Here is a 17,498-nt window from a genome sequence, read left to right on the forward strand (position 1 = left end):
CCGAGGAGCCCCGCCTGGTCCCCCCGGGCGGGGCTCTTTTTTCGCTCAGCCGAAGACCTCGTCGACCAGCTTCTTCGTCATCTCCTGGAACGCCGGCGCGAGCGACAGGCCGGCGTCGTCGACGTAGTTCAGCGCGGCGGTCAGGACCTTGCTCCCGTCGGCCGCCGCGTACATCAACGCGGCGTGCCCCATCGCGCCTCCGTTGTGCGAGATCACCTTGCCGCCGGCCGCGTCCTGGACGAACACGCCCAGGCCGTAGCCCACCTTCGGATGCGGGTCCAGCATCTCGGCCAGCAGCGGCGCCGGCAGCAGCTCACCCCGCACGAGCGCGGCGATGAACGTGGCGAGGTCCGCGGTCGTCGAGATCATGTCGCCACCGCTCGAGATCCACGACGGGTCGAGGCGGGTGAGGTCGATCGTCTCGTCCTCGTGCCGGTAGTAGGCGTGGGCGTGCGGCTCGGCGATCTCCGGCCCGGCCGGCACCGACGTGTCCGCGAGCCCGAGCGGGGCGAGCACCAGCTCGTGCATCGCCTCGGCGAACGGGATGCCGGTGATCTTCTGCACGAGCAGCCTGGCAATCACGTAGTTGGTGTTGGAGTAGCTCCAATCCGCGCCCGGCTCGAACCGCACCGGCTTGGCCAGCGCGAACCGCACGAGGTCCTCCGGGCGGTGCGCCTTCATCCGGTTGTCCAGCCACTCCCTGCCCTGCCAGGGGATTCCCGGCGCGATCGTGCCGTCCTCGAAGTACTCGCCGGTGTGGTTGAAGATCCCGCTGGTGTGCTGGAGCAGCATCCGCACGGTGATCCGGCGGTCGACGCCGAACTCGGGCAGGTGGGCGTCCACCGGGTCGTCCAGCCCGATCCGGTTCTCCGCCACGAGCCGGAGGACCGCCGCCGCGACGAACGTCTTGGTGTTGCTGCCGATCCGGACGTACCCGTTCGGCGGTGGCTGCGCGCTTCCTGCCAGATCGCTGAGCCCGGCGCTCACGACCTGGTCGCCGTGCTCGTCCCTCAGGCGGACCGTCACACCGACGAGACCCGCGTCGACCATTTCCTGCGCCATTTTGTTTCTCATGAGCGAAACGCTACGTCGAGTTTCCTGATTGCAACAACGGCGTTGCCGCCTTCAGGTCGAGTATCAGCAGCTTAAAGCTTCAAGATCGTTGCATCGGGTATGCGTTCAACGCAACGAAGCCGTTGCAATGAGAATGCCCTGAACGCCACGCACGACAAAGGGCACTCCCCTCCCCGTGCGACGGGGGAAGAGAGCGCCCTCTGAGCGTTGGAGCTACTGGCCCGCGGTCGCGTATCCGGCCGCGACCGGTGCGGCCACCGGAACCTCGGCGTCGAACACGACCTGACCGTCGACCCAGACCTTCTTGGGCCGCAGGTCCTCGTCCCACCACACCAGGTCCGCGACGGCACCCGGTGCGAGCCGGCCGAGACCGGACTCGCCGATGACCTCGGCGGGCACGATCGTGGCCGAGGCGAGCGCGTCGGCCACCGGCACGCCCACGGACACGATGTTCCGCACGGCGCGGTCCAGCGTGAGCGCGGAGCCGGCGATCGTGCCCTCCGGCGAGCGCGGCACGCCGTCCTCGGTGAGCAGCACGTCCGCACCACCGAGGTGGTAGCGGCCGGGCGGCATCCCCGCGGCGGCGACGGCGTCCGTGACCAGCGCGACTCGTGCCCCGGCGGCGTTGAACACGAGCCGGCACACGTCCGGGCCCACGTGGGCCAGGTCGGCGATGAGGCCGAGGGTGAAGCGCTCGTCGACCAGCGCGACGCCGGGCACGCCGGGTTCGCGGTGGCCGAGCGGCCTCTGGGCGTTGAACAGGTGCGTCACCATGCGGGCACCCGCATCGGCGGCGGCGCGGGTCTGCTCACCCGTGGCGTCGGAATGGCCCACCGCGACGAGCACCCCGGCCTCGACGAGACGGCGGACCGCCTCCAGACCACCGGGCTGTTCCGGCGCCATGGTCACCATCCGCAACGCGCGGCGGATCAGTTCGTCGTCCAACAGGGCCGAGATCTGGTCCGGACCAGGCTCGACCATGAACGACGGGTCGTGCACCCCTGCCCGTTTCGGCGACAGGAAGGGGCCTTCGAGATGTACGCCCAACGGCCGGGCTCCCACGCCGTAGGGCAGAGCGGCGGAAGCGGCCAGGACCGCCCGCGCCTGCCTGAGCACCACGTCGACCGGTGCGGTGATCAACGTGGGCAGGAACCGGGTCACTCCGGTGGACGGCAGAGCCTCGGCCACGGAACGCATTCCGGCGGCGTCCACCTCGGCGAAGTCGACGCCCACGGCGCCGTTCACCTGCACGTCGACCAGGCCCGGTGTCAGCAGGCCGCCGGACAGGACCTCCGCGCCGGGTGGAGCTTCACCGGTGGTCACCTCGACGATGCGGCCGTCCCTGATCCGCACCGAGGCAGGACCGACGATCGTGCGACCGAGCAAAGCGCGCGGTGCTGCGACAACGGCGTCCAAGATCCCTCCTTGAATGGTCCAGACCATTATGGCCACAACAGAGGTCCACGTCACGTGTCGTTAGGAGATAACCATCTTACATGTGACCTCGTTAATGATCGCCGGAAATGCCGGGATGCGCCGAAGATGACCATCTGTGGCGCATACTGGTCCCCAGACATCCGAGGTCTACGACGAGTTGAGGGTGCCGTGGCAGTCACTGACGATGCGATCCTGCGCGTCAAGGAGATGATCGTTTCGGGCGAGCTGAAGCCCGGCGACCGTCTCCCGCGTGAGGCTGACCTGGCAGAACGTCTCGGTCTGTCGCGCAACTCGCTGCGCGAGGCCGTCAAGGCGCTGTCTCTCGTCCGGGTGCTGGACGTCCGACAGGGCGACGGCACGTACGTCTCTTCGTTGCGCGCGGACGACCTGCTCGGGGCGCTCTCGTTCGTGCTGGACCTGCACCGAGGCGAAGATTCGGTCCTGGAAGTCCTCCAGGTTCGCCGGATCCTGGAGCCCGCGGCCGCCGCGATGGCTGCCCAAAGGGTCGATCCGGACGAGATCGTGAAGCTGCGGGCGCTGTGCGACGCCGCCGAGCACGCCAAATCTGTCGAGGAACTGGTGGAGCACGACCTCGACTTCCACCGCGCCATCGCCCAGTGCTCCGGCAACGCCTACCTGGCCCAGCTGCTGGACACGCTGGCCGGCCCGACGGTCCGCGTGCGCATCTGGCGCGGCATCACCCAGTCCAACGCCGTGGACCGCACGGTCGCCGAGCACCGCGCCATCGTCGACGCGCTGGCCGCCCACCAGCCGGAACTGGCCCGCAGCTGGTCCACGGTGCACGTGGCGGGCGTCGAGCAGTGGCTGTCAGACCTGGCGTAGCCGTCTCAGGGCAAAAAGAAACCCGGCCCACGAGGGACCGGGCGGATATGCACACATGCTAGCACGAGACTTGCATGCATCACCAACCTGGCGGCCGGGTGTAGCGGCCGACAGGATCTGACAACTGATGTCCTTGATAATCGGCCGCCGTCAACGTCCGCCACCAGTGGTGGCCGGTGCCCACACCGGTTCCAGCCCTCATGGACAAAGCGCCGGCCGTGTAGCCACTACCCGGATTGACCACGCCCACCGGCACCCTTTTCCAAGCGTGCTCAACAGGCAACCGCAGATCGCTGTCGTTGCTGATGAGCATCACCGCATCAACCGCGCCACCGAGCACGTCCACGAGAAGATGCGCCGCAACGTTGACGTCCGAGCCCTTCTCCTCGAACGTTGCCACGGATGCCATGAACAGCGCCCCGGCAACCGGCTGCCCCTGCGCCTGCACCTTGATCGGCCAGTCCGGTGCCACCAGCACAGGACGACCGCGGTTGCCTTCGGTCGCCAGTGGTCGCTTGATCACCTTGCTGATGTAGTTGCCGTATTCGATGTGATCGACGCTTCCAGCTGTGAGCAGGGCCTTCAGGTAAACGTCCTGATCCTGTGAGCCAGAAGCGTTATGAGCCGAGCTGATCCTGGCAGTGCAATAAACGATCCGATCTATTGTCGCGCCCGGCCAGTTCGTTCCTTGCTCGGCGAGCAAGGAATTGGCCAACCCCCGCACATCGAGCCACCGCCAACCCGATGCGCCGCGGCCGCAATGCTTTCGTCCGCCGTAATAAAGGTTGTAGCCATCCACATAAACGCCGACACGCATCCGGCGACGATAGCCCGAATCCACAATGGACCCAAACGAGTGATGCTCAGACCTGGCGTAGCTGCTCCAGCACCGCCCGCACGGCGGGCTGACCGTCGGCACGGTTGCGCACCACCGCGGACACCGTCCGGAACACCTGCTGCTTCAACGGCCGCAACGCCACCCCGGGCCGTCGCGCCACGGACGGCACCAGCGCCACCCCGAGCCCGGCCTCGACCAGCCCGCACATCACCCCGAAGTCGTCGCAGTACGCCTGCGCCCGAGGCACGAACCCGGCGGCGCCGCACGCCCGCTGGGTCAGCTCGTGGCACGAGGCGTCCGTCCGAGGCATGATCCACGGCCGGTCGGCCAGCACGGCCAGGTCCACGGAGTCCTGCTGCACCAACGGGTCCGACAACGGCAGCGCCACGTTCACGGGCTCGACGAACAGCTCGAACGACTCGCACGACGGCGGCAGCGAGCGCGGCATGATGTTGTAGGAGTGGATCACCGCGATGTCGATGTCCCCGCGCCGCAACGCGGGCAGCGACGCCTCGGGTTCCATCTCGTGCACGAACAGGTCCACATCGGACCCGTGTGCCGACCGCAGCACCTGGATCACGCGGGGCAGAAGAGCAGCCACCGAAACGAAAGCGCCCACCCGCACCACACCGGACACCGAAGTCCGAAGTGAAGCCAGATCGGCCTCGGCCGCGGCCAACTGGTCCAGCACCAGCTGCGTGTGCGCGGCCAGCACGTGCCCGGCGCGCGTCAACGCCAGCCGACGGCCGTCGCGTTCGACCAGGGCGACGCCGGCCTCGCGTTCCAAAGCCGCAAGCTGCTGGGACACGGCCGGCGAGGTCACGTGCAGCGCCTCGGCGGCGGCCGTGACCGTGCCGTGGACCGACAGGGCGTGGAGCAAACGGAGACGTCGCACATCCAACACAAAGCTCAGCTTAACGTTCCGAGCAGAACTTCTAACTGGAACTTCGCGAAGACTAGAGCCACGCTGGAGTCATGTTCGGACGAGTGCTGGTAGCGATGGTCACCCCGTTCACCCCCGACGGTGACCTGGACCTCAAGGGTGCGCAGGAGCTGGCGGCGCACCTCGTCGACAAGGGTGGCGCGGACGGGCTGGTCGTCAACGGCACGACCGGCGAGGCGCCCACGACCACCGACGCCGAGAAGGCGCAGATCATCAAGGCTGTGAAGGAGGCCGTCGGCGACCGCACGCAGATCCTCGCGGGCGTCGGCACCAACTCCACCCGCCACACCATCGAGCTCGCGCACCAGGCGGAGCAGAACGGCGCCGACGGCCTGCTCGTCGTCACGCCGTACTACAGCAAGCCCACGCAGGAAGGCGTCGAGAACCACTTCCGCGTCGTCGCCGACGCGTCCGGCCTGCCCGCGCTGCTCTACGACATCCCCGGCCGCACCGGCACCGCGATCGACACCGAGACGCTGCTCAGGCTCGCGGAGCACCCGCGGATCGTCGGCGTGAAGGACTGCAAGGTCGACCTGCTCGCGACGGCCAGGGTCATCGCCGAGACCGGCCTCGACTACTACTCCGGCAACGACGAGCTGATCCTGCCGCTGTACTCGATCGGCGGCGTCGGCACGGTCAGCACCGTCGGCCACGTCGTCGGCAACGAGATCAAGGCGATGCTCGACGCCTACGACGAGGGCGACAACAAGGAAGCCTTGCGCCGCCACCAGGCCCTGCTGCCGGTCATCACCGCGATCATGACCCGCGAGCCCGGTGCCGTCGCCGTGAAGGCCGCGCTGAACCTGCTCGGCCTGCCTTCCGGCCCGGTCCGCGAACCGCTGGCCGGCGCCACGCCGCAGCTCATCAACGAGCTGAAGGCCCTCTTCTAGAGCCCGTAGACCCGGCGAGCAGTGCCCGAGAAGATCGCGTCCTGCTCGCCGGCCGACAACTCCGAGACCAGTTCCTGAGCCGCGCCAAGCCACTCCTCGTAGGAGGCGGCCAGCAGGCACACGGGCCAGTCCGAGCCGAACATCAGCCGCGACGGCCCGAACGCGTCGAGCACGACCTCGAAGTACGGCCGCAACTCCCCGACGCTCCACGACTTCCAGTCGGCCTCGGTGACCAGCCCGGACAGCTTGCACGTCACGTTCTCGTGCGCCGCCAGCGACCGGATCAGCTCGGCCCACTCCCCCGGATCAGCTCCGACGGCGGGCTTCGAGCAGTGGTCCACCACGAACTCGACCTGCGGCAACGCCGCCACGGTCCGCCGCGCCGCGGGCATCTGATGCGGCAACGTGAGCAGTTCGTACACCAGCCCGGCAGCGCCAACGGCCGCCAGTCCGTTCCAGACGTCCTTGCGGCACAACCACTCCGGGTCGGCCTCACCCTGCACCTGGTGCCGGATCCCGCGCAGCCACGAACCGTCCGGCGAGTCCACCAACGCCGCCAAGGCATCGGAAACACCGGCCGAGGTCAGATCGACCCACCCCACCACGGCCGAGACGACGTCCGAAGAAGCCGCCACGGCGAGGAACTCCGGCGTCTCCTCCGGCACGCACACCGTCTGGACCAGCACGGACGCCGAAACTTCAGGGGCGGCGGCCACGAAGTCGGGCTCCAGGAACGACCGGCGGATCACGCCCATCGGCGGATCGGTGATCCAGTCCTGGTCCCGCACCGACAGGTCCCACAGGTGGTGGTGCGCGTCGACGATCACGGCGTCGGCACCTCCGCGCCCAGCAGCCCGGACGACTTCAGCTCGTCCCACACAGCAGCAGGGATCGAGGCCGAGAAGTAGGCGGAGTTGGACGTCATCTGCGCGGCGTTCCGCGCCCCGATCACCACCGACTCCACGGCCGGGTGCCCGAGCGCGAACTGGATCGCCACCTCGGGCAACGTCACGCCGTGCCGCGCGCACACCTCGGCGATCGAACGAGCCCGCGCGACCAACGAAGCGGGCGCGTCCTCGTAGTTGTACTTCGCATCAGCAGCCACGACGGGCTTCGACAGCAGCCCGGAGTTGAACACCCCGCAGGCCACAACAGAAACCCCGCGCTCGACACAAGCGGGCAGGAACGAAGGCAGCGCAGGCTGTTCCAGCAGGGTGTACCGCCCAGCCAGCATCACCACGTCGATGTCGGTCTCGCGGACGAACCGCTCCGGCATCTCCCACTGGTTCATCCCGACGCCGATCGCACCCACGACCCCCTGCGACCGCAACGACTCCAACGCCGGATAGGCCTCGCCGAAGGCCTCGTCCCAGTGGTCGTCGGGATCGTGGATGTAGACGATCTCCACCCGATCCGTCCCAAGTCGCTCCAAAGAGGACTCAAGCGACCGCTTCACGCCGTCAGCCGAGTAGTCCCGCACACGGCGGAAGTTCCGCGGCACGGCGAAGCCCTCGTCGTCGAACCCGGTCCCGTCGAACGGCTCCAGCACCCGCCCGATCTTCGTGGAGATCACGAACGAGTCGCGCGGCTTGTCCGCCAGCACGACGCCGAGACGGCGTTCCGACAGCCCGAGCCCGTAGTGCGGCGCGGTGTCGAAGTACCGGACACCGGCGTCCCAAGCCGCCTCCACCGCACCGAAGGCGTCGAAATCGGACGTCTCGCGGTAGAGGTTGCCGATCGGCGCGCCACCAAAGCCCAGACGAGAAACAGCAACCTTCACGGCAGCTCCCACACGAGTCGCACATCGGGTTCAGCACCGGAGTAGTCGTCCTCGACCTCCAGCAACAAGGCCATCCGAGCCTGCCACGGAACGTTGGCCGGATGCGAGGCCAGGAACTCCCGCATCGCCCGGTAGTCCTCCACCTCCACCAGGTGGAACAGCTCCCGCCCGGACCGCCAGATCCGCCACGAGTGCACGCCGGCCTCGCGCAACGCCCCGTCCAGTTCCAGGGGAATCGTTGCGTGGACGCGGTCGTACTCGGCCTCGGCGCCGGCACGGAGCCGGGTGTGCAACGCGACGGTCTCCAACGCCCCTACTCCTGCTTCTGACCGGTGGCGAACCGCGTCACGATCAACGCCAGGATGATCACCGCGCCGTACGAGGCCTTGATGTAGAAGCCGGAGACACCCTGCAACCGCAGGATCTGCTCCACGAGCCCCAGCATCAGCACACCGGACAGCGCGCCGAACAGCGTGCCCTTGCCGCCGTTCAACGAGATACCGCCGATCACCGCGGCCGCGAAGACCTGGAAGATCATGCCCTCACCCTGGGTGGCGGCGACGGAACCGAGGCGTCCGGTCATCAGGATGCCCGCGATCACGGCGAGCACGGACCCGATGATCAGCACGATCCACACCACGCGGTCGACCCGGATACCGGCCGCACGCGCGGCTTCCGAGTTGCCGCCGATGGCGTACAACGACCGCCCGGCCCGCAGGTACTTCAGCACGAAGATGCCCAGGGCGTAACAGACGACGCAGATCCACACCGCCGCCGGCAGCCCGAGCCACGTCGTGGAACCCAGGTACAGGAACGACTCCGGCACGTCGATCAGCGACTTGCCCTCGGTGATCGCGAGCTGCAGACCGCGCAGCATCGTCAGCATGCCCAGGGTCACCATGAACCCGGACAGCCCTACCTTCAGGATCAGGAACCCGTTCAGCCCGCCGATCGCGACGCCGATCAGGATGCACAACGGCAACGCGAGCCACGCCGCGAGACCGACGTCCAGACCGCCGGCTGACGACGGGATGATCAGCGCGACGGCCAGCGCGGGCGCCAGACCGACGGTCGACTCCAGCGACAGGTCCATCTTGCCGACGATCAGGATCATCGCCTGCCCGAGCACCAGCAACGACAGCTCGCTCTGCTGGGTCAGCACGGCGATCAGGTTGTTGGCCGTCAGGAAGATCGGCGAGAGGATCGCCCCGATGATCAGCAGCAGGATGATCACCGGGACCAGCGCGAGGTCCTGATAGCGCGCCAGCCGGAACTTCTGCTTCTCGGCAGAAGGCGCCGCAACCGGCGGAGTCATGGCCTTGGTCATTCCGAGCTCATTCCCTCGATCGCAGAGATCAGTTCCTGGTCGCGCCAGCCGCGCCCGAACTCCCGCACGACCTGGCCGTGGAACAGCACCAGCACCCGGTCGCAGACCCGCAGGTCGTCCAGCTCGTCCGAGACGACGATCGCCGCCTTGCCCCGCCGCGCCTGCGCGTCGACGACCCCGAGCAGCGACTCCTTCGACTTCACGTCGACGCCCGCGGTCGGGTTGATCAGCACCAGCACCGACGGGTCACCGGCCAGCGCCCGCGCCATCACGACCTTCTGCTGGTTGCCTCCGGAGAGGTCCGACACCTGCTGGTCCGGTCCGGCGGCCTTCACGTCGTACGAGTCGATCGCGTTGCTGCCCGCCGAACGCTGCGCCGACGTCCACACGAACGCTCCGGCCGTGCTCATCGTCGCGTTCTCCGCGATCGACAGGTCGAGCACCAGTCCCTGGTGGTGCCGATCCCTTGGTACACAACCGATTCCCGCGCGCAGAGCCGCCGGAACGTCACCGCCGCGCACCACGGACCCGTCCACGGCAACGGAACCGGCCGACGGCTTGCGCAGCCCGTAGATGGTCTCGGCGAACTCGTGCTTGCCCGACGACGCACTGCCGGCGAGCCCGATGACCTCGCCCCGAGTGGCCGACAGCGTGATGTCCGAGAAGTGGTCGCCGCTCAACGACGACACCGCCAGCACCGTCTCGTCCGACGAAGGCCGGTCGTCGCCGGAAGGCACGTTCAGCCCACCGACCTCGCCGGTCATCGCCTCGATCAGATCGGGCTTCGACATCTCGGCCACCGGCGCGGTGACGATGTGCCGCGCGTCGCGGTAGACCGTCACCGTCTGGCAGACCTCGTAGACCTCCTGCAGGTGGTGCGAGATGAACAGGAACGTCACCCCGCGCTCCTGCAACGACCTCATCCGGTCGAACAGCCGCTCGATGGCCGGGCCGTCGAGCTGCGCGGTCGGTTCGTCGAGGATCACGAACCGCGAGCCGATCGACAACGCCCGCGCGATCTCGACGAGCTGCCGCTGCTCGACCGTCAACGTCGAGACCAGCGCGTCCGGGTGCACCGCGACGTCGTAGGTCTCCAGGAGCGCGGAAGCCTCGGCCCGCAGCCGTTTCCACTTGATCAGCCCGCCGCCGAGGTCCTGCCGGTTGATGAACAGGTTCTCGGCGACGGACAGATCGGGCACGACCGTCGACTTCTGGTACACGCACGCCACGTGCCGGCGCCACGCCGCGCTGTCCGCGACGGGCGGCGCGGGTTCGCCGAAGAAGCTGACCTCGCCCGCGTCCGGCACCTGCATGCCGGTCAGCACGGACACCAGCGTCGACTTTCCCGCGCCGTTGCGACCGACGAGCGCGTGCGACTCGCCGGCCCGGATCTCGATGCCCACGTCGTCCAACGCGAGCGTCTGACCGAACCTCTTCGTCACGCCGCGCGCGACAGCCGCAAAGTCGCTCATCAGATCTGATTTCCCCAGAACGCCTTGTCGTCGACGTTCTCCTTGGTGATCAGCGGCGCGGGCAGCTGGTCCTCCAGGCGTCCGCCGCCGACGTCGACGATCGTGGAGTCGTGGTCCGTCGGGCCGGGCTGGAACGTCTTGCCCTCGACCGCGGCCTTCGCGTAGAAGAGCGCCCACTGCGCGTAGAGGTCGGCCGGCTGCGACACGGTGGCGTCGATCTCACCCTTGCGGATCGCTTCGAGCTCCGACGGGATGCCGTCGTTGGAGACGATCCACACGTGCTTGGGGTCGGTCGGCGGGACCAGCAGGTTCTTCTGCCGCAACACCTGCAGCGTCGGCGCGAGGAACACGCCACCGGCCTGCATGTAGATGCCGTTGATGTCCGGGTGCTGGTTCAGGCGCGTCTGCAGCGCGGCGGACGCCTTGGCGCCCTCCCAGTCCGTCGGCTCCTCGAACACCGTGATGCCGGGGTAGTTCGACTTCATGCAGGCGGCGAACGCCTCGGAGCGGTCGCGGCCGTTGACCGACGACAGCGCGCCCTGGAACTCGACGACCTTGCCCTTGCCGCCCAGCTTGTCGCCGAGGAACTTGCAGGCCTTCTCGCCGTACGCCTTGTTGTCCGCGCGCACGACCATGTAGGTCTTGCCCTTGTCCGGACGGGTGTCGACGGTGACGACCGGGATGCCGGCCTTGTCGAGTCGGTCCAAAGTGGACGCGATGGCGCCGGTGTCCTGCGGGGCCATCACGATCGCCTTGGCGCCCTGCGACTGCAGCGACTGGGCGTTGGCGACCAGGTTCTCGACCTTGTTCTGCGAGTTCGTCGGGTTCAGCAGGTTGATCCCGAGTTCCTTGGCCTTGTCCGGGAAGTACTTGATGTAGGAGTTCCAGAAGTCCGAGTCGGCCCGCGGGTGGTCGGCACCGATCGGGCCGACACCACTGGCTCCGGTGCCGGCGGTGCCACCGCCGCCACACGCGGACAGTGTCAGTGCACCGGCGAGCGCGAGGCACACCGCGGCGGTGAGGTTGCGACGCTTCATCGTTGTGTTGCCTTTCATGACTGCTGGGGACGCAAGCGCAAGCCATACATGCCACCGTCGACGGCGAGGATCGTGCCGGCGGTGGATCCCGAAAGCGGGCTCGCCAGATAGGCGATGGCTCCCGCGACCTCATCGGCGGAGACGAGCCGGCCGTGCGGCTGGCGTGCCTCCAGCGCGGCCCGCTCGGCGGCTGGGTCCGGCGCCGAGTCGAGCAGACGGCCCACCCACGGGGTGTCCGCCGTGCCGGGGGCGACCGCGTTGACGCGAATGCCTTCGCGCACGTGGTCGGCGGCCATCGCGAGCGTCAGCGAGTACACCGCGCCCTTGCTGGCCGAGTAGAGCGCTCGCTGCGGGAGCCCGGCCCAGGCAGCGATGGAGCAGGTGTTGACGATCGCCGCGGCGGGCGAGTTCCGCAGGTGCGGCAGCGCGGCCCTGGACACCCGGACCATGCCGAGGACGTTGACGTCCAGCACCTTCGACCACTGGGCGTCGTCGTTGGCCGTCACGTCGCCCTGCGCGCCGATGCCGGCGTTGTTGACCACGACGTCGAGCCGTCCGAACCGCGCGACGACCTCGTCGATCGCGGCCTTGACGCTCTCGTCGTCCGACACGTCCGCGCGGATGCCCACCAGCGGGTCCTTGACGTCCGGGTTCAAGTCCAGCGCGACGGCCGTGGCGCCCCGGCTGCTCAGCAACTCGGCGGTGGCGAGGCCGATGCCGGACGCTCCGCCCGTGACGACGGCGACGAGCCCTTCGAAGTCGGTCACTTCTCGCCCTCCAGTTCCGTCCACACAGGACCTTCGGGGTAGACGTAGTCGGCCAGCGTCTCGTCCTTGAGCTGGGCGGAGAAGCCCGGCTGCGACGGCGCGAGGTAGCGGCCGTTCTCGACGACGGCCGGGTCGAGGAAGTGCTCGTGCAGGTGGTCGACCCACTCGATCACGCGCTCGCCGACCTCGCCGGACACGGCGACGTAGTCGAAGAACGACAGGTGCCGGACCAGCTCGCACAGGCCGACGCCACCGGCGTGCGGGCACACCGGGATGTCGAACTTCTTGGCCAGCAACAGGATCGCGATGTTCTCGTTGACGCCCGCGACCCGGCACGCGTCGAGCTGCAGGAAGTCGATCGCCCCGGCCTGCAGCAACTGCTTGAAGATCACCCGGTTCTGCACGTGCTCGCCGGTGGCGACCCGGATCGGGGCCAGCGCGTCGGCGATCGCGCGGTGCGCCAGCACGTCGTCCGGCGAGGTGGGCTCCTCGATCCAGTACGGGTCGTACGGCGCGAGCTCCTTCATCCACCGCACGGCCGTGTCGACGTCCCAGCGCTGGTTGGCGTCGACCGCCACGCGCACGTCGTCGCCGACGACCTCGCGGGCGAGCTTCATCCGGCGCACGTCGTCGTCGAGGCTGCCGCCGACCTTGAGCTTGATCATGTCGAAGCCGTCGGCGAGGGCCTCGCGCGCCAGCCTGGCGAGCTTCTCGTCGGAGTAGCCGAGCCAGCCCGGTGACGTCGTGTAGGCCGGATACCCTTCGCGGGCAATGGTTTCGACGCGTTCGGTCTTGCCGTGCTCGACCTTGCGCAGGATCTGCAACGCCTCGTCGGGCGTCAGCGCGTCGGAGAGGTACCGGAAGTCGACCAGGCTGACGATCTCCTCGGGCGTCATCTGCGCGAGGAACCTCCAGACCGGCAGTCCGGCGCGGCGGGCGGCGAGGTCCCACGCCGCGTTGACGACGGCACCGATCGCCATGTGCGCGACGCCCTTCTCGGGCCCGAGCCAGCGGATCTGCGAGTCGCCGATGAGCTCGAAGTACAGCTCCGCCAGCGCCTTCGCGTTCTCCGGCACGTCCTTGCCGACGACGTGCGGGGCCAACGCCCTGATCGCGGCGGCCTGCACGTCGTTGCCGCGGCCGATGGTGAACGCGAGCCCGTGGCCCTCCGGCCCGTCGTCGGTCCGCAGCACCACGTAGGCGGCGCTGTAGTCCGGGTCGGGGTTCATCGCGTCGGAGCCGTCGAGCTCGCGCGACGTCGGGAACCGGATGTCCAGGACGTCCAGTGCGGTGATCTTCGGCATCACGCCTGCCCGAGGGTCTGGCGCTGCTTGCCGAGTCCTTCGATCTCCAGTTCCACGACGTCACCGGCGCGCAGGTACGGCTTGGGCTCCGGCTGGCCGAGCGCGACACCGGCGGGTGTACCGGTGTTGATGACGTCACCCGGACGAAGGACAAGGAACTGGCTGAGGTAGCGCACGATCTCCGCGACCGAGAAGATCATGTTCTTGGTGGAGGAGTTCTGCTTGATCTCGCCGTTGACCCAGAGACGCATCGCCAGGCTCTGCGGGTCGGCGATCTCGTCGGCGGGCACGAGGAAGGGACCGAGCGGGTTGAACGTCTCGCAGTTCTTGCCCTTGTCCCACGTTCCGCCGCGCTCGATCTGGAACTCGCGCTCGGAGACGTCGTGCGAGAGCACGTACGCGCCGACGCACGCCAGAGCCTCCTCTTCGGACTCCAGGTAACGCGCGGTGCTCCCGATGACGACCCCGAGCTCGACCTCCCAGTCGGTCTTCACGGACCGGCGGGGAACGAGCACCTGGTCGTACGGGCCGACGATGGTGTCGGGCGTCTTGAGGAACATCACCGGCTCACCGGGGATGTCCGCGCCGGTCTCCTCCGCGTGGTCGCGGTAGTTGAGGCCGATGCAGATGACCTTGCCCGGATGCGCGAGCGGAGGCCCGACGCGCAGGTCCTCGTGGTCGAGGACGGTCAGCTCGTTCGCTTCGAGTGCGGCGCGCACGCGGTTCACGCCGTCGTTCGCGAGGAACGCCCCGTCGATGTCCGGGGTGATCGGCAGGAGGTCGTACGTGATCCCGTCGTCGGCCCTGACTGCGGGACGCTCATCGCCGACCGGCCCCAGGCGCAAGAACTGCACGGCCGTTCCTCCTCTGCTCACACCCTACGAAATACATCGGATGTATAGCCCCGCGAGGCCGCTCTCGTCTAGGGCTCGTCCGGAAGTCGTCCGATGAATAAGAGGAGTTGATCATGAATCTCGCCGCCGCGTCAGTCCTGGTCGGCGCACTGCTGGCACCGGCAGCGCCGGTCGAGCCTGTAACCGTTTTCGTGGAGCTGACCTCGACGGCAGCGGTCGACACGGGCACTGTTTCACAGGCGCGTTCAGCGCGGGACACGACATCGGAGCACGCTTCCCGGGTCGTGTCCCGGTCCGGTGGCCGGGAAGTCGCCCGAACGACCAACGCCGTGCCCGGCGTGGTGCTCTCGACCGACAGGTCGCGTTTGTCCTCGTTGTCGCGCATGCCCGAGGTCCGCGCGGTGCACCGAATGGTCCCCAAGCGGCTCTCCAACGCGCACGCCGTCCGGCTCACCCGGACGTCCGACGTCTGGAAGTCGCTCGGGAGGTTCGGTGACGGCGTGCGGATCGGCGTGATCGACACCGGCATCGACTACCGGCACGCGGACTTCGGCGGCGGCACGTTCCCGACCGCCAAGGTCGTCGGCGGCTACGACTTCGCCGGCGACGCCTACACGGCCAAGCCGGGGTCGGTGCCGGAACCGGACGCGGATCCGCTGGACTGCGAGGGCCACGGCACGCACGTCGCCGGCACCGCGGCCGGGTTCGGGGTGAACGCCGACGGCACGACCTACCGCGGTTCGTACTCCTCGGTGGATCTCGACGCGTTGAAGATCGGCCCTGGTACGGCCCCCAAAGCATCGCTCTACGCGTTGAAGGTGTTCGGCTGCGAGGGCGGCACGAACCTGACCGCGCAGGCGCTCGACTGGGCGCTCGACCCCAACGGCGACGGCGACTTCTCCGACAAGCTCGACGTGGTCAACCTGTCGCTGGGCAGCGACTTCGGCGCCCCCGACGACCCCGACGCGCTGTTCGTGCGCAAGCTCGTCGAGCACGGCGTCGTGGTGGTCGCGGCGGCCGGCAACGGCGGCGACTTCTACGACGTGTCCGGCTCGCCGGGCAACTCCCCCGAGGCGATCTCCGTGGCGAACAGCCGCGACTCGTTCTCGATGCTGGACGGCCTGGAGGCCGGCGGGAAGCAGTACGCGGGCCAGTACAGCCAGAACTTCAAGGAGTCCTTCGACCTGACCCAGCCGGTCGTGAAGCTTTCGTCCAACGTGGACGGTTGCCAGCCGATCTCGGAGTCACTGGCCGGGAAGATCGTCTGGCTGGAGTGGGACGACAGCGACGCCACCCGCGCCTGCGGTTCCGGCGCCCGCACCGACAACGCCTGGAAGGCCGGGGCCGCCGGTGTCCTGCTGCCCACGACGTTGCCGGTGTTCGCGGCCGGAATCGCCGGAAACGCTCACATCCCCGCGTTCCAGCTGACCGCGGAGGCCACCAAGACCCTGCGCCCGGCCCTGGAGGCCGGCACGCTGTCCGTGCGTCTGACCTCGTCGTTGAAGGTCGCGGTCAAGTCGATCACGCCGTCGATCGAGGACACGATCACGCCGTCGTCCTCGCGGTCGCGCTCGTCGATCGCGGTGGCCGCACCGGGCGACACGATCTTCTCCGCCGCGTCCGGCACCGCCTCGGACGGCGTGTCGATGGGTGGCACGTCGATGGCGTCCCCGCACGTGGCGGGCATCGCGGCACTGCTGCGCGAGGTCCATCCGGAGTGGACGGTCGCGGAGGTCAAGGCAGCCCTGATGAACACGGCTTCCGGGGTCGTCAAGGACTCCAAGGGTGTGCGCGAGGCTCCGATGCGCGTCGGCGCCGGACGAGTCGACGGGCTCGCCGCACTCCAGTCCGACGTCCTGGTGCTCGGCGACGCGGCGTTCGGCACGGTCGAGGCCTCCGGGCCGACGTCGCTCACCCGGACGTTGAAGCTGGTCAACAAGGGCAAGCAGACCGTGTCGCTGAACGCCCGCTACGAGCCGATCACGTCGGTGCCCGGGGTGACGTTCAAGGTCGTCACGCCCCAGGTCACGCTGCGACCGGCCGCCACGGCGTCGGTGGCCGTGCAGGTGCGGATCTCGGACCCCGCCGCGCTGCGCAAGACCCCCGACCCGACGGTGTCGCTGGACGAGGGTCGCCAGTTCCTGGCAGAGGCGTCCGGCCTGGTGATGTTCACCGGCGACCGCACCCTGCGCGTCCCGGTCTACGCGGCGCCGAAGCCGGTGTCGCGCCTGACGCTCGCCGGTGGCCGGGTCGCGGGCCGCGGCATCGACCAGCCCGGCTACCAGTCGCGCATGACCGTGCTGACCCTCGGCGCCCGCTCCGAGCGGCTGCCTTCGTGCGGTGAGGGCGTGCAGGACGACTGCGCCGTCAACCGCACGGCACGCGGCGGCGACCTGCGGTACGTCGGCGCCACGGCGACCAACGACCTGCTGGCGTTCGGCGTCGCGACCTGGGACACCTGGGCGAACATCGGCAGCACCACCAAGCCCGAGGTGCGGTTCTCGGTGGGCGGCAAGGACTTCGTGACGACCGCCGAGAAGCAGACCAACCCGGACGGCGACATCACGGCCGACATCTGGTTCGCCCGCACGGTCGTGGCTGGCACCGAGGACGTCGTCGACGAGCAACCGTTGAACGGCTTCGACGGCGCTGTGGACACCAACCTGTTCGACAGCGACGTCGTGGTGCTGCCCGTTTCGCGAGCTTCGCTGCCTTCCGGCCCGGTCACCTACACCGTCGGCGTGCAGAGTCGCTACACCGCGCCGGCGGACACCGACGACCTGGTGGACGTGGCCCCGCAGGCGACGTTCGACTACAGCTTGATCGTTCCCGCACTGTCCACTGTGGTCCGTCCGGGTGATCGAGTTCCTTCTGGATCGTTGGTGCTGTTCCACCACAACGCGAGCGGTAACCGCGCCTTCGTGCGGTGACA

Annotated in this window: 16 protein-coding genes; 3 read left to right on the forward strand and 13 right to left on the reverse strand. The window is 68.6% G+C overall.

The genetic code is table 11. The features are described from left to right. Positions 1 to 45: 45 nt before the first annotated feature. On the reverse strand, positions 46 to 1,074 hold the full coding sequence (locus ACFWNN_RS27655; RefSeq protein ID WP_382442840.1) for a serine hydrolase domain-containing protein: 1,029 nt from the start codon (positions 1,072 to 1,074) through the stop codon (positions 46 to 48). A 213-nt stretch (positions 1,075 to 1,287) separates the two neighbouring features. Continuing rightward, positions 1,288 to 2,490, reverse strand: a complete 1,203-nt coding sequence (gene nagA / locus ACFWNN_RS27660; protein ID WP_382442841.1) for an N-acetylglucosamine-6-phosphate deacetylase — start codon at positions 2,488 to 2,490, stop codon at positions 1,288 to 1,290. Positions 2,491 to 2,679: 189 nt separating this feature from the next. On the opposite strand from nagA, the gene ACFWNN_RS27665 reads away from it, so the two are divergent. Continuing rightward, complete coding sequence (locus ACFWNN_RS27665; protein ID WP_285642861.1) at positions 2,680 to 3,354, forward strand: FadR/GntR family transcriptional regulator; 675 nt, start codon at positions 2,680 to 2,682, stop codon at positions 3,352 to 3,354. Between the two features lie 79 nt (positions 3,355 to 3,433). On the opposite strand, the gene ACFWNN_RS27670 is transcribed toward ACFWNN_RS27665, so the two are convergent. Then, a complete protein-coding gene (locus ACFWNN_RS27670; RefSeq protein WP_382442842.1) occupies positions 3,434 to 4,171 on the reverse strand; it encodes an NYN domain-containing protein in 738 nt (245 codons plus the stop codon). 46 nt (positions 4,172 to 4,217) lie between these two features. Beyond that, positions 4,218 to 5,096, reverse strand: a complete 879-nt coding sequence (locus ACFWNN_RS27675) for a LysR family transcriptional regulator (protein WP_382442843.1) — start codon at positions 5,094 to 5,096, stop codon at positions 4,218 to 4,220. 71 nt (positions 5,097 to 5,167) lie between these two features. On the opposite strand from ACFWNN_RS27675, the gene dapA reads away from it, so the two are divergent. Next, a complete protein-coding gene (dapA, locus tag ACFWNN_RS27680; protein ID WP_382442844.1) occupies positions 5,168 to 6,025 on the forward strand; it encodes a 4-hydroxy-tetrahydrodipicolinate synthase in 858 nt (285 codons plus the stop codon). On the opposite strand, the gene ACFWNN_RS27685 is transcribed toward dapA, so the two are convergent. From ACFWNN_RS27685 to ACFWNN_RS27725, 9 genes are read right to left on the reverse strand one after another with little or no spacing between them, the layout of a single operon-like run. Further along, entirely contained in the window at positions 6,022 to 6,852 is an 831-nt protein-coding gene (locus tag ACFWNN_RS27685) for an amidohydrolase family protein (protein WP_382442845.1), read from the reverse strand. The two genes, dapA and ACFWNN_RS27685, sit on opposite strands and share 4 nt — an antisense overlap. Then, a complete protein-coding gene (locus ACFWNN_RS27690) occupies positions 6,849 to 7,805 on the reverse strand; it encodes an aldo/keto reductase (protein ID WP_382442846.1) in 957 nt (318 codons plus the stop codon). The genes ACFWNN_RS27685 and ACFWNN_RS27690 overlap by 4 nt, the downstream gene beginning before the upstream one ends. Next, positions 7,802 to 8,113: an L-rhamnose mutarotase gene (locus tag ACFWNN_RS27695; RefSeq protein ID WP_382442847.1), complete on the reverse strand. Its 312-nt coding sequence runs from the start codon at positions 8,111 to 8,113 to the stop codon at positions 7,802 to 7,804. The genes ACFWNN_RS27690 and ACFWNN_RS27695 overlap by 4 nt, the downstream gene beginning before the upstream one ends. A 5-nt stretch (positions 8,114 to 8,118) precedes the next feature. Further along, a complete protein-coding gene (locus tag ACFWNN_RS27700) occupies positions 8,119 to 9,132 on the reverse strand; it encodes an ABC transporter permease (RefSeq protein ID WP_382442848.1) in 1,014 nt (337 codons plus the stop codon). Continuing rightward, positions 9,129 to 10,604 (reverse strand): sugar ABC transporter ATP-binding protein, encoded by a 1,476-nt coding sequence (locus tag ACFWNN_RS27705; protein WP_382442849.1) that lies wholly within the window; start codon positions 10,602 to 10,604, stop codon positions 9,129 to 9,131. Before ACFWNN_RS27705 ends, ACFWNN_RS27700 begins: the two co-directional genes overlap by 4 nt. Beyond that, the gene (locus ACFWNN_RS27710) at positions 10,604 to 11,641 is read right to left on the reverse strand and encodes a sugar ABC transporter substrate-binding protein (protein WP_382442850.1); all 1,038 of its coding nucleotides are present in this window, start codon (positions 11,639 to 11,641) and stop codon (positions 10,604 to 10,606) included. The genes ACFWNN_RS27705 and ACFWNN_RS27710 overlap by 1 nt, the downstream gene beginning before the upstream one ends. A gap of 14 nt (positions 11,642 to 11,655) precedes the next feature. Next, entirely contained in the window at positions 11,656 to 12,408 is a 753-nt protein-coding gene (locus ACFWNN_RS27715) for an SDR family NAD(P)-dependent oxidoreductase (RefSeq protein ID WP_382442851.1), read from the reverse strand. Next, positions 12,405 to 13,712, reverse strand: coding sequence for an enolase C-terminal domain-like protein (locus ACFWNN_RS27720; RefSeq protein ID WP_382442852.1), 1,308 nt, complete (start codon positions 13,710 to 13,712; stop codon positions 12,405 to 12,407). The genes ACFWNN_RS27715 and ACFWNN_RS27720 overlap by 4 nt, the downstream gene beginning before the upstream one ends. Next, the gene (locus tag ACFWNN_RS27725; protein WP_382442853.1) at positions 13,712 to 14,566 is read right to left on the reverse strand and encodes a fumarylacetoacetate hydrolase family protein; all 855 of its coding nucleotides are present in this window, start codon (positions 14,564 to 14,566) and stop codon (positions 13,712 to 13,714) included. The genes ACFWNN_RS27720 and ACFWNN_RS27725 overlap by 1 nt, the downstream gene beginning before the upstream one ends. A gap of 113 nt (positions 14,567 to 14,679) precedes the next feature. Here ACFWNN_RS27725 and ACFWNN_RS27730 point away from each other — a divergent pair, with 113 nt between their 5' ends. Continuing rightward, entirely contained in the window at positions 14,680 to 17,496 is a 2,817-nt protein-coding gene (locus tag ACFWNN_RS27730) for a S8 family serine peptidase (RefSeq protein WP_382442854.1), read from the forward strand. The last annotated feature ends 2 nt before the right edge of the window (positions 17,497 to 17,498 follow it).

Source organism: Lentzea sp. NPDC058450, assembly GCF_042721395.1.
Lineage (GTDB): Bacteria > Actinomycetota > Actinomycetes > Mycobacteriales > Pseudonocardiaceae > Lentzea.